The organism is Bradyrhizobium pachyrhizi (assembly GCF_029714545.1).
In the GTDB taxonomy this organism is placed as follows: domain Bacteria; phylum Pseudomonadota; class Alphaproteobacteria; order Rhizobiales; family Xanthobacteraceae; genus Bradyrhizobium; species Bradyrhizobium pachyrhizi.
Genome location: NZ_CP121667.1, coordinates 5,411,822 through 5,423,859, shown reverse-complemented (window position 1 = coordinate 5,423,859; position 12,038 = coordinate 5,411,822). Strand labels below are relative to the sequence as shown.

The following is a 12,038-nucleotide window of genomic DNA, read 5'->3' as shown; positions in this document are numbered from 1 at the left end:
CAGGAACAATCGTCGCCGTCTCCGATTGAGAATGGAAGCTCTTGAGAGGCGAGGCGGTCCATGAAAAGCAAACTCGTATCCGATGCGCCCAGCGCGCAGGTTCACGTCGTCGTGCTCGATAGCGGCGAGGAAGCGTTCGGCGCGCTGACGAAGTTCGCCAATGATGCGAAGGTGACGGCGGCATCGCTCACCGCGATCGGCGCGTTCGAGCGGGCAACCGTCGGCTGGTTCGATTTCACATCCAAGAGCTACCGGAAGATCGAGATCAACGAGCAATGCGAGGTGCTGTGCGCGATCGGTGATATCGCGACCGGCGACGACGGCAAGGCCAGCCTGCATATTCACATCGTGCTCGGACTGTCGGATGGATCGACACGCGGCGGCCATCTGCTTGCCGGCATCGTTCGGCCGACGCTGGAGGCTGTGGTCACGGAAGCCCCCGCCAGGCTTCGCCGGCGCAAGCGGCCCGAACTCGGCATTGCCCTGATCGATCCCGTCGCGACCGCCTGACGCTTTCCGCCGAAAGTTCCTAAAAATCGACCTGCCGACGCTAAGGCGCGGAACCGAAATCGTGGAACCGCGTTCCCTTGCGGGGCTCGACCGGCAGGCGATCAATGAAAACCGCAGCAACGTCCGCGGCCATGCTGCTATTTGCCTCGTGCATGGCAAACGCAGAGAGTGGCCTTGCGTCTTATTATCGTGGCATCGGCAGGAGTGGCGAGATGACCTGCGCGCATCGCAAGCGGCCATTCGGCAGCATGATCACCGTCTCGTATCTGGGAAAATCGATCCGGTGCCGCGTCAACGACCGGGGCCCGTTCGTTCGTGGACGGATCATCGATGTGTCGACCACGGCGGCCCGCGCGCTCGGCATCCTTCAGCTCGGCGTCGCACATGTCGTGATCCAGTAGAGCGCGGCCGGCGGCAGGATCAGGGCTTGGAAGCGGTCGCCCGCTGTTCGGTGATCGCCTTGCGGAGCGTCCGCGAGAGCGCCTCGACCGAATAGGGTTTCTGGATCAGCTCGAAGCCGCTGTGCGCGTTCTCGGCGAGCACGTTGCTGTAGCCGCTGGTCAGCACCACCGGCAGACCGGGAAAGCGATCGCGGATGATTCCGGCGAGCTCGACGCCGTTGATGCCCGGCATGATCACGTCGGAGAACACCAGGTCGGCGGCGAATTCGTTCTCCGAGAGGATCGAGAGCGCGGCATTGGCATTGGCCGCGCGCTTGACCGAATAGCCGAGATCCTCGAGCAGCTCGGTAGAGAACTGGCCGACATCGTCGTTGTCCTCCACGACGAGGACGCGATAGCCGCGGCCGATCGAAGCCTGCTCGGTGCCCGCGCGGGCTGCGACCTTGGCGTCCGCCGGGCGCATCGCCTGCGGCAGATAGATGGTGAAGGTCGCACCGTGCCCGGGCGTAGAGGTGACCTCGATGTCGCCGTCGGATTGCTTGACGAAGCCGAAGGCCTGGCTCAATCCGAGACCCGTTCCCTTGCCGACCTCCTTGGTCGTGAAGAACGGTTCGAAGATCGCGTCGAGATTTTCCGGCGAGATGCCGGTGCCCGTGTCCTGGATCGAGACCGTGACGAAATCGCCGCTGCGCGAGGCCTGGGCGCGCAGGGCAGGGATATTCTTGACCTTCCGGACGCCGATCGTCAGCTGGCCTTCGCCGCTCATGGCATCGCGGGCGTTGACCGCGAGATTGAGCAGCGCGGTCTCGAACTGGCCGATGTCGGCGATCGCAAAACAGTCGGGATCCTCGATCCTGACCTCGATGTGGATCCGCACGCCGACTAGCGGGCGGATCAGCTGCGTCACGCTGTCGACCTGCGTGCCGACATTGAACACTTCCGGATTGAGCGGCTGCCGACGCGCAAATGCCAAGAGCTGCGCGGTGAGCTTGGAGGCCCGCTCCACGGTCTCGGAGATCGCATCGATATAGCGGCGGCGCCGGTCATCCGGCAGATCGCGGCGGCGCAGGAAGTCGGTCGCGGAGCGGATGATGGTGAGGAGGTTGTTGAAATCGTGCGCGACGCCGCCGGTGAGTTGGCCGACCGCTTCCATCTTCTGTGATTGCCGCAGGGCTTCCTCGCCGCGGCGCCGTTCGGTGATGTCGACGGCCTCCGGCACGGCGCCGACGATGGTGCCGTGCTGGTCCTGCAGCGGCCGCATTGCGAAATCGAAATAGCGCTCGCCGATCGGCAGGCGCAGCTGCATCTCGATCTTGACTTCCTCGCCGCGCATCACGGTCGTGAAGGCATTCTGGATCACGCGCGGCATGCCCTCGGTCGCGGCGAACCACGGCGTGTCCCAGAACGGCTTGCCGACGACGTCGGCCGCATCGGTACAGATGCCGGCCAGCGCCGTCTGGTTGGTGTAGAGCAGGCGGCCATCGCGGTTGAGCAGCATCTGGTATTGATGGCTGGTTTCCAGGATCGCGCGCGTCTGCGCTTCGCGGGATTCGAGCTGCGCGGTGCGCTCCAGGATGCGCCGCTCCAGCGACTCGTTGAGCTTGCGAAGCTCGATCTCGGCTTCCTTGGCCGCCGTGATGTCGTGGGCGACGCCGATGAAGCCGATGTGCTTGCCGTTCGGGTCCCAGCGCGGCTGCGATTCCGAGCGCAGCCAGCGCCAATCGCCTGCGGCGTTCCGATAGCGGGCCTCGAGCACGAACGGCTTCAGCGAGAGCTCGCCGGTGATCTGCTCCTGCAGGATTTGCGGCAGGTCATCCGGATGCAGCGCCTTGCGCCAGTCGAACACGATCGCTTCCTCGAACGGCAGTCCAAGGAAGTCGAGATAGGCCTGATTGGCAAAGGAGCGGGTGCGGTCGAGCTTGGTCACCCAGATCGGCACCGGCGCGCTGTCGGCGATCAGGCGGAAGCGCTCTTCGCTCTCGCGCAGGGTCTCCTGCGCCAGCATCTGATCGGTGACGTCGAGATCGGCGCCGACCAGCCGCAGCGCACGGCCGCTGCGGTCGCGCTCGATCTTGGCGACGACGCGGATCCAGCGGCTCTCGCCGTCGTTCGGGCGGATGATGCGGTATTCGGCCGTGTAGTCTTCGCCGCCGGCCTTGAGCACGCCGAACAGGTGCCGGATCGTGCGCTCGCGATCCTCGGGGTGGATGCGCGCGACCCAGCTCTCATAGGTCTCGTTGACCTCTTCGGGCGGCAGCCCATGCACCAGGAGATATTCGGGAGAGCGGCGGTTGCGCACGCCGTCGCGGAAATCGATCTCGAGTCCGCCGACGCGCGCGATGCGCTGGATCCGCGCAAGCTCCGCCTCGCGCTCCTGGAGCTCGCGATGGGCGCGATCGCGTTCGCGCGCGATCTCCTCGAGATGCTGCCGCAGCCGTTCGGCTGCCGCAGCTTCGGGAAGCACATCAGCGGGATCGGATGGGGTCATACGCGCCGGCAACCTCTCGGTGCAGTCTCACACAGGACGAGGCGGCTTTGCCAGCTTGATTTATCGCGATCACTTGCCCTTCACTGGTTCTTCATTTGGCTTTGGGCGAACGGCAATTATAGGCCCGGCGGAACCCGGCCGCCTGTGCATCCTCTTCGGAGCAGAACCAGCGATCCGGATTGCCGAGGCCCGGGTAACTGCGGCACGCCTGCAGGTGGTAGATGCCGACATTGCCGGTGACGCGGGCACGCACGGCGTATTTGCCCTTGATGTTGCAGCTGGCGGGCATCGGCAGGTCGTCGGGGAAGAGCGCATTGCGGATCTGCGTGTCACGGTCGGCGGGGCAGGCGTTGCCGAGCAGGGCGCCATCCTTCCTGGCCGTACGAAAATCGCGGGGCGCCACGAAGCAGCCCTTCCAGAGCCCGGCGCGATTGTCCTTGGCGGTGGCTTCATCTGGCTTGAATCGGCCAGTGGCCGACCCCTCGACATTGAGGGCGTAGCCCTTCTGGACCAGCACCTGGCTGAGGCTGGTCGGATCGCCCTCGATCTTGCAGACGCCGAGGCGGCGCTTCTTGAAGGTCGGATCGACGCCGATATCGTCGCAGTGAATTGGCTTGCCGCCGATCAGCCTGGTCAGCTGGTCGCGCGCCTCGATCCCGCAGGTCCAGACGTCGGCGTGCTCGTCGATGCAGAGCTGATCGACCGCCGGCGCGTCGATGCCGTCGAGCCGATAGGTCGTGTTGCCGAGCTGAACGGTGCCGGCGTCCTTAATGACCGCAGTGGCCGTCGGGCCTGCGGTTGCAGTCAAGCTGGTGGTTGCAGACAGGAAGGCCAGGAGAAGCGTCGTGGCGACCGGATTTCGAAACCGCATTTTCTCAACTTCAGATCTTTGGCGGGCAGCCGAACTTCTAGCACAAGCCGGTACGATCCAACCAAGGACTGTTCGCGAGTTGGGGGCGTGCGCACCGTCACGTCCCGATCGGCATTCCGCGACGTAGACGGCCGGACAGTGCCATTGAAGGGATGCGCATGGTCGAGTTCATCATCAATGTCCTCGCCGAAATCGTCACCGACATCTGGACCCTGCATGGCCTCGCGCGCTGGCGGCGGAAGAGAAAGACGGCCCAGGAGACCGTGCCCGATCAAAGATCCAATTGACTTGATGAGAACAAAATAGGAACATGACTCACCACCTGAATCCCGGATACCCCATCATGTCTGCACGGCCCGAATCTGACGACGATGACGGGCTGGAAGCCGCTGTCGATCAGGCCATTTCCGCCTGCGGCGGGAATTTGCGCGCCACCATCCGGGCGCTGATCGTGGCCAATGAATTCCTGGAGAACGAGGTCAGCGAGCTGATGAAGGCCGTCGCGAAGGCTCATTCGCGTGGCCGCTTCAAGACCTATTCGGGCTGAAATACCCCTCGGGCTACCGCCGAAGACTGACCATGGACTGGCCGGGCAGCGGGCAGGGTCTGCATTAGACCGTTGCCTCCGGGGCAATTTGCTGTACCAACGGAGTGGTTACGCCCAATCGCCCGTGCCGGATTGCGCGGGGAGGAATCCTGCCAAATGGACAATTCGAAGTCCGAAAACGCCCAAGCAAGAAGAGCATGTTCAAACGAATCCTGATCGCCAACCGCGGCGAGATCGCCTGCCGGGTCATCAAGACTGCGCGCCGTATGGGGATTGAGACGGTTGCCGTCTACTCCGAGGCCGACCGCGACGCGCTGCATGTCGAGATGGCCGATGCGGCCGTGTTGATCGGCCCGCCCGCCGCGGCCGAGAGTTATCTTTTGATCGACAAGATCGTCGAGGCCTGCCGCAAGACCGGCGCGCAGGCGGTGCATCCGGGCTACGGCTTCCTGTCCGAGCGCGAGGCGTTTCCGCGCGCGCTGGAAGCCGCCGGCATCGTCTTCATCGGCCCGAACCCCGGCGCCATCGCCGCGATGGGCGACAAGATCGAATCCAAGAAGGCCGCGGCGAAGGCGAAGGTCTCGACCGTGCCGGGTCATCTCGGCGTCATCGAGGACGACAAGCACGCCGTCCAGATCGCCGACGAGATCGGCTACCCCGTGATGATCAAGGCCTCCGCCGGCGGCGGCGGCAAAGGCATGCGCATCGCGCATTCGAAGGCGGAAGTCGCCGAAGGCTTCAACCTCGCCAAGGCCGAGGCGAAGTCGTCGTTCGGCGACGACCGCGTCTTCATCGAGAAATTCATCGTCGATCCCCGGCACATCGAGATCCAGGTGCTCGGCGACAAGCACGGCAATGTGATCTATCTCGGCGAGCGCGAGTGCTCGATCCAGCGCCGCAACCAGAAGGTCATCGAGGAGGCGCCGTCGCCGCTGCTCGATGAGACCACCCGCCGCAAGATGGGCGAGCAGGCGGTCGCGCTGGCGAAGGCGGTGAACTACGATTCGGCCGGCACCGTGGAATTCGTCGCCGGCCAGGACAAGAGCTTCTACTTCCTGGAGATGAACACCCGCCTGCAGGTCGAGCATCCCGTCACCGAATTGATCACCGGCATCGACCTCGTCGAGCAGATGATCCGCGTCGCGGCCGGCGAGAAGCTCGCGATCGCGCAGAAGGACGTGACGCTGACCGGCTGGGCGGTGGAATCCCGCGTCTATGCCGAGGATCCGTTCCGCAACTTCCTGCCGTCGATCGGGCGCCTGGTGAAATACCGTCCGCCGGCCGAGGCCAGCCATGACGGCATCACGATCCGCAACGACACCGGCGTGCAGGAAGGCGGCGAGATCTCGATCCATTACGATCCGATGATCGCCAAGCTCGTCACCCACGCCCCGTCGCGCGCCGCGGCGATCGAGGCGCAGGCGACCGCGCTCGACGCGTTCTATGTCGACGGCATCCGGCACAACATCCCGTTCCTGTCGGCCTTGATGAACCATCCGCGCTGGCGCGAGGGCCGGCTGTCGACCGGCTTTATCGCGGAAGAATTCCCCAAGGGATTTTCGGCGCGCGCGCCCGAGGGCGAGATCGCGCGGCGGCTGGCCGCGGTTGGCGCTGCCATCGACCACGTGCTGGGCGAGCGCAAGCGGCAGATTTCCGGCCAGATGGGCGGCCGCGTGGTGCTGCGCGAGCGCCGCCGCGCGGTGTGGCTCGACCGCGCCGAGATCGCGCTCGATGTTGCCCGCGAGGGTGACGCCATCGCGGTGCGCTTCATTGCCGCCGACGGGCTCCCTGGCAATCCGCACAATCTGGTGTCGGGCTGGGTTCCGGGCGAGCCGGTCTGGCAGGGCACCATCGACGGCAACTTTGTCGCCGTCCAGGTGCGGTCGATCAACAACGGCTTCCGCCTCGCGCATCAGGGCTTTGAGGTCCCGGTCTATGTCTTCACCGAGACCGAGGCGACCTCGGCGCGGTTGATGCCGGTGGTCTCGGCCGCCGACACCGGCAAGAAGTTGCTGTGCCCGATGCCCGGTCTCGTGGTGTCGATCGCGGTGACCGAGGGGCAGGAGATCAAGGCCGGCGAGACGCTCGCGGTGGTCGAAGCCATGAAGATGCAGAACGTGCTGCGCGCCGAGCGTGACGGCACGGTCAAGAAGATCCACGCCGCCGCCGGCGCCACGCTCGCGGTCGACGCGCTGATTCTGGAGTTCGCTTAGCACCGTCATTGCGAGCGCCGGCGAAGCGATCCATCTAGCCTCATATGATGAGAGATGGATTGCTTCGTCGCTTCGCTCCTCGCAATGACGTGGATGGAGACACATCATGGCCTTCCGCAAACGCCGCGAAGCCCTGCGATCGATTCTCAACGGATCAATCTGCATCCGCCCGGGCTCGGTCTATGACGCGACCTCGATCCGGATTGCGGAAGATCTCGGCTTCGAGCTCGGCATGTTCGGCGGCTCGGTGGCGTCGCTCGCCGTGCTCGGCGATCCCGATGTTGCGCTGATCACGCTGACCGAGTTCGCCGAGCAGATACGCCGCATGTCGCGGGCGTCGACGCTGCCGGTGCTGGTCGATGCCGACCACGGCTACGGCAACGCGCTCAATGTCCGCCGCACGGTTCAGGAGGTGGAGGCCGCCGGCGCGGCCGGCCTCACCATCGAGGACACGCTGCTGCCGCAGGCGTTCGGCCAGGCCAAGACCCAGCTGATCTCGCTGGAGGAAGGCGTCGGCAAGATGAAGGCGGCGCTTGACGGCCGCAGCGATCCGTCGCTCATCATCCTGGGCCGGACCGGCGCCGTCTCGATCACCAGTCTCGACGATGCGATCGCACGCGCCAGGGCCTATGAGGCGGTCGGCGTCGATGGCTTGTTCTTCACCGGCATCAAGTCGCGCGGCGAGCTGGAGGCGCTCTCGGCCGCGACGACGCTGCCGATCGTGCTCGGCGGCGCGCCGGAGGAGATGACCGCACTCGACTATCTGGCAGGCCGGCGCGTCAGGATCGCGCTGCAAGGCCACGCGCCATTCGCGGCCGCAACCCAGGCCGTCTACGAGACGCTGAAGGCGCTGCGCGAAGGCACCTCGCCGAAAAACCTCAAGGGCATTGCCTCAGCCGAACTGACCGGCCGCGTCATGCGCGAGGCGGAGACCAAGGCGCGCAGCGGCGAGTTCCTCGGTCTGAAGAAATGAGCGGCGTGATCCGCCACGTCACCATCAGCGGCCGTGTCCAGGGCGTCGGCTATCGCGCCTGGGTCGACGAGCAGGCAAACGCGCGCGGCCTCGAAGGCTGGGTCCGCAACCGCCGTGACGGCAGCGTCGAGGCGGTGTTCGCCGGCCCCGACGACGTCGTCACCGAAATGATCACGGCATGTGGCCGCGGTCCGTTCTCGGCGCGCGTCGCTGCCGTGCACGCCGCATCTGGCAATTCCGATCTTTTGAACCAGCGCCGGGCAGGGGAGCGGTTCTCGGTCCTGCCCACGATCTGAAGCGCGCGTCGTTACGCGACCGCTGAGATCACCAGCGCCTGAATCCGGCCTTCGATCGCGCCGTTGCCGAAGCGGCGCGCGATCGCCGACGCGGCGTGCTCGGTCGCAGCATCAAGGCCGATACCGCCGCGCGCCTCGATCTCGCCGCGTAACGGTGATCCCTGGCAAAAGCCGATCGCAGGATCATGAGGCGCATTGGCCCGGCTTTGCAGCCGGACGTCGTCGATCTCGATCTTGCTGAAGCCCGCGGCTGCAAGGTCGGCCCGGATCGGGTCGGCCGCGTAGTGGCCATAAGGCGTGCGCGCCAGGAAGCGCGGGGGATCGGCCGGAAAGACCTCCGCCAATGCCTGGGTCACCACGTCGGCAAACTCGTTGTCTTCGATGCGACCCCACATGTTGAACAGGAAACGGCCGCCCGGCTTCAGCACACGGCGCGCCTCCGAATAACCCTTGGGCTTGTCGGGGAAGAACATCGCGCCGAATTGGCAGGCGACGACGTCGAAGCTCGCATTGTCGAACGGCAGGTTCAGTGCATCGGCCTGCCGCCAGGTGATTGCGGTCCCGCTTGGCATCTGTGACTTCGCTCGTTCGAGCATCGGCTCATTCAGGTCGGTCGCCACGATCCTGGTGTCGCTGCCGAGCACGGACGACAGCGCGCGGGTGACGGCGCCGGTGCCGGCTGCCGTCTCAAGCAGGTGGCGCGGGCCAAGAGCCTTGGCGCGTTGCGCCAGATCGCGTGCGTAGGGTTCGAAAATCATCGGCACGAGGAGCCGGTCGTAAAGCTCTGGAATGGACCCAACGAACTCCTTGTCGGACGCTGGCATGCGCAATCTCCCTTGCGGCCGCCTCGCGGGCAAGCCGGTGCACGGCCCAATCATCCCCGCGGATCAGCTTGGACGAAGAGCGCGGGGGCCACAAAGGAAAACTCCTCACCTGTGACGCACGGCATTCGCCGGGGCGCGGATAGGTCAGGAGACCTGCCATGTCTCGTGCGCCGTCGTGGACCGTATAGCCAGCCTTGACTTCTGCTCCGAACCATCTGATATTTCTGTTATGACAGAAACAACCGCCAAGAAAAAACTTCCCGCCGTCGTCGAGCGCTTCATTCTGCATTGGGGCGACATGGGCGACGAATGGGGCGTCAACCGCTCGGTCAGCCAGATCCACGGGTTGCTCTACCTCGCCGAGGCGCCGATGACGGCGGAGGACATCGCCGACACCCTCGGCATGGCGCGCTCCAACGTCTCCAACTCGATCAAGGAGCTGTTGTCCTGGGGATTGATCCGGCGGGTGCCGATCCTTGGCGACCGCCGCGACCACTTCGAGGCCGAGACCGACATCTGGGAGGTCGCGGCCAAGATCGCGGCGGGGCGCAAGGAGCGCGAGATCGATCCCGCGCTTGCAGCGCTGCGCGCCTGCGTCTCCGACGCGGCCGACGATCCCGCGATCAGCCCGCTCGCGAGCAAGCGGCTGAAGGAGATGCTGACATTCACCGAACTGGTCGACCGCTGGTACACGCAGATGCTGAACGTGCCGCGGCCGCGCCTGGTCGCGCTGATCAAGCTCGGCGAGAAGATCGTGAGTTTCCTGCCCACGGGCAGGGCCAAATAAAGGCGGCGGCGTAACGGGAGTGTGCGATGGCGTCAGCAAGGATATCCACCTTAAAGACAGCGCCGGCTTCCGATACAAAGCTGCTCGACGACCATCGCTTCCGCGCATTGCTGTCGGACGAGGATTGGGGCCGCCTGCCGGTTGCGATCTGGCGGCGCTTCTCGAAACGGTTTGAAGACGGCAACACCGTCGTCTATGTTGGCGAGGTCGAGGAAGCCGCGTGCAGCCGCATCGGCTGGTGGCTGGCGCAGGCCGCACGGCTGATCGGCGGACCATTCCCGACCGGTACCGAAACGCGCGTGCCGATGATCGTCACCGTCACCGAGGACGCGGCAAGCGGCGGCCAGGTCTGGACCCGCATCTGCGCGCGCCGCGACGGCTTCCCGCAGGTGATTCATTCCGCCAAGCGCTTTGCCGGTTCGACCGGGCTCGAGGAGTATGTCGGCTTCGGCGTCAGCATGGCGCTGCGGATCGCGGTCGAGCACGAGGCGCTGGTGTTTCGCAGCGTCGACTATTCGCTGCAACTCGGTCCGTTTCGCCTGCCGCTGCCCGAATGGCTTACGCCGGGCGATCTCACCGTGACCCATTCCGATCTCGGCTGCGGTTACTTCCGCTTCACGCTGGAGATCATCCACCCGCGTTTCGGCCGGCTGATCCGTCAGTCCGCCGTGTTCAGGGAGGCCACGCCATGACGCCGCTGCTTTGGACGCTTGTCGCCATCCAGATTGCGATGGGCGCATTCGATACGTTCTATCACCACGAATTCACCGAGCGGCTGGCCTGGCGTCCCTCGCAGCGCCACGAGCTCCAACTGCACAGCGTGCGCAACATGCTCTATGCGCTGCTGTTTCTCGTGCTCGGCTGGCTGCAAGTGCACGGCATCCTTGCGATCGCGATCATCGCCGTCCTCGTCGTCGAGGTCGTCATCACCTTGATGGATTTCGTCGAGGAGGATCTGAGCCGAAAGCTGCCGCCGAGCGAGCGGATCAACCACACGCTGCTGGCGATCAATTATGGGGCCATCCTCGTGCTGCTGGTGCCGGTCCTGATCGGCTGGGCGATGCTGCCGACCGCCGTCGCGCCGGCCTATTCGGGTCCGCTAAGTCTGTTCGCGACGGCTGCGGCCTTCGGCGCCGCGCTGTTCGGCGCGCGCGACTTTGCCGCGGCCAGACGCCTCGGACGGATGGCCAGCGTGCCGGCCGCGACGCTGGTCGAGAAATTGCCGGCGCGGCAGACCGTGCTCGTCACCGGCGCCACCGGCTTCATCGGTAGTCGCCTGGTCGCGAGCCTCACCGCATCCGGCCGTCAGGTGATTGCGTTGATCCGCAATCCGGCAAAGGCCGACATGCTGCCGCCGCCGGTGACGTTGATCACGAGCCTCGACCAATTGCCCGCCGACTCCGGGATCGACGCCATCGTCAACCTCGCGGGCGAGCCGATCGGCAACGGGCTGTGGACCGAGGCCAAGCGCCACAAGATCATCGCCTCACGTATCGACATGACGTCTGATGTGGTCAAGCTGATCGCGCGCCTCGAACGCAAGCCGTCGGTACTCGTGAGCGGCTCCGCGATCGGCTGGTACGGGCTCTGGCAGGACCAGGTGCTGACGGAGTCGGCGAAATCCCATGCCTGCTTCAGTCACGAATTGTGCGAGGCTTGGGAGAATGCGGCGAAGCCGGCCGCGGATCACGGCGTGCGGGTGGCATATTTGCGCATCGGTCTCGTGGTCGGCTCCGATGGCGGCTTCATCACGCGTATGCTGACGCCGTTCGAGTTCGGGCTTGGCGGCCCGCTCGGCTCGGGCAAGCAGTGGATGTCGTGGATTGAGCGCGACGACCTCGTGCGCCTGATCGCGCATGTGATTGCGAGACCTGAACTATCCGGTCCTGTCAACGCGACCGCCGATCCCGGTGACCAACACGAAATTCACCGAGGAGCTCGGACGCCGTCTGCACCGGCCGGCGATCTTCCGCGTGCCGGCGGCGCTGCTCCGCGCCGTTGGCGGCGATTTCGCCGACGAGCTCTTGCTCGGCGGCCAACGCGTGCTGCCGAACAAGGCGCTGAGCAACGGCTTTGTGTTCCGGCACGAAACCTTGCGCAGCGCGTTCGATGCGATCCTGTGAGGAGG

The 12,038-nt window shown here is 65.4% G+C and carries 12 protein-coding genes and 1 pseudogene; 10 read left to right on the top strand and 3 right to left on the bottom strand.

Annotation, left to right across the window (positions count from 1 at the left end; translation table 11 throughout):
* Nucleotides 1–60 precede the first annotated feature (60 nt).
* Together QA639_RS25610 and QA639_RS41795 are read left to right on the top strand one after the other, a co-directional pair.
* Complete coding sequence (locus QA639_RS25610) at nt 61–510, top strand: PPC domain-containing DNA-binding protein (RefSeq protein ID WP_157348772.1); 450 nt, start codon at nt 61–63, stop codon at nt 508–510.
* A gap of 212 nt (nt 511–722) precedes the next feature.
* Nucleotides 723–911: a septal ring lytic transglycosylase RlpA family protein gene (locus tag QA639_RS41795; protein ID WP_310885847.1), complete on the top strand. Its 189-nt coding sequence runs from the start codon at nt 723–725 to the stop codon at nt 909–911.
* A gap of 19 nt (nt 912–930) precedes the next feature.
* Here the strand turns inward: QA639_RS41795 and QA639_RS25600 are convergent, their stop codons facing one another.
* Both QA639_RS25600 and QA639_RS25595 read right to left on the bottom strand, forming a co-directional pair.
* Nucleotides 931–3,399, bottom strand: coding sequence for a PAS domain-containing hybrid sensor histidine kinase/response regulator (locus tag QA639_RS25600; RefSeq protein WP_283087619.1), 2,469 nt, complete (start codon nt 3,397–3,399; stop codon nt 931–933).
* A 91-nt stretch (nt 3,400–3,490) separates the two neighbouring features.
* Nucleotides 3,491–4,270, bottom strand: a complete 780-nt coding sequence (locus tag QA639_RS25595) for a thermonuclease family protein (RefSeq protein WP_157348770.1) — start codon at nt 4,268–4,270, stop codon at nt 3,491–3,493.
* A gap of 158 nt (nt 4,271–4,428) precedes the next feature.
* Between QA639_RS25595 and QA639_RS25590 the strand changes: the two genes are divergently transcribed.
* From QA639_RS25590 to QA639_RS25570, 5 genes are all read left to right on the top strand, one after another.
* Nucleotides 4,429–4,557: a hypothetical protein gene (locus QA639_RS25590; protein ID WP_283087618.1), complete on the top strand. Its 129-nt coding sequence runs from the start codon at nt 4,429–4,431 to the stop codon at nt 4,555–4,557.
* 56 nt (nt 4,558–4,613) lie between these two features.
* Complete coding sequence (locus tag QA639_RS25585; RefSeq protein ID WP_157348769.1) at nt 4,614–4,817, top strand: hypothetical protein; 204 nt, start codon at nt 4,614–4,616, stop codon at nt 4,815–4,817.
* Between the two features lie 197 nt (nt 4,818–5,014).
* On the top strand, nt 5,015–7,030 hold the full coding sequence (locus QA639_RS25580; protein ID WP_283087617.1) for an acetyl-CoA carboxylase biotin carboxylase subunit: 2,016 nt from the start codon (nt 5,015–5,017) through the stop codon (nt 7,028–7,030).
* Between the two features lie 106 nt (nt 7,031–7,136).
* Nucleotides 7,137–8,003, top strand: a complete 867-nt coding sequence (locus QA639_RS25575; RefSeq protein WP_157340858.1) for an isocitrate lyase/PEP mutase family protein — start codon at nt 7,137–7,139, stop codon at nt 8,001–8,003.
* Nucleotides 8,000–8,299 carry an acylphosphatase gene (locus QA639_RS25570; protein ID WP_028336455.1) on the top strand — a complete coding sequence of 100 codons (300 nt, stop codon included), beginning with the start codon at nt 8,000–8,002 and terminating at the stop codon, nt 8,297–8,299. The genes QA639_RS25575 and QA639_RS25570 overlap by 4 nt, the downstream gene beginning before the upstream one ends.
* Nucleotides 8,300–8,310: 11 nt before the next feature.
* On the opposite strand, the gene QA639_RS25565 is transcribed toward QA639_RS25570, so the two are convergent.
* Nucleotides 8,311–9,123, bottom strand: coding sequence for a class I SAM-dependent methyltransferase (locus QA639_RS25565; protein WP_050385712.1), 813 nt, complete (start codon nt 9,121–9,123; stop codon nt 8,311–8,313).
* Between the two features lie 229 nt (nt 9,124–9,352).
* Here QA639_RS25565 and QA639_RS25560 point away from each other — a divergent pair, with 229 nt between their 5' ends.
* From QA639_RS25560 to QA639_RS25550, 3 genes and pseudogenes are all read left to right on the top strand, one after another.
* Nucleotides 9,353–9,910 (top strand): GbsR/MarR family transcriptional regulator, encoded by a 558-nt coding sequence (locus QA639_RS25560; protein WP_028336453.1) that lies wholly within the window; start codon nt 9,353–9,355, stop codon nt 9,908–9,910.
* 26 nt (nt 9,911–9,936) lie between these two features.
* Nucleotides 9,937–10,602, top strand: coding sequence for a DUF4166 domain-containing protein (locus QA639_RS25555; protein WP_050385713.1), 666 nt, complete (start codon nt 9,937–9,939; stop codon nt 10,600–10,602).
* Nucleotides 10,599–12,033, top strand: a pseudogene (locus tag QA639_RS25550) (TIGR01777 family oxidoreductase). The gene QA639_RS25555 and the pseudogene QA639_RS25550 overlap by 4 nt, the downstream one beginning before the upstream one ends.
* Nucleotides 12,034–12,038 lie beyond the last annotated feature (5 nt).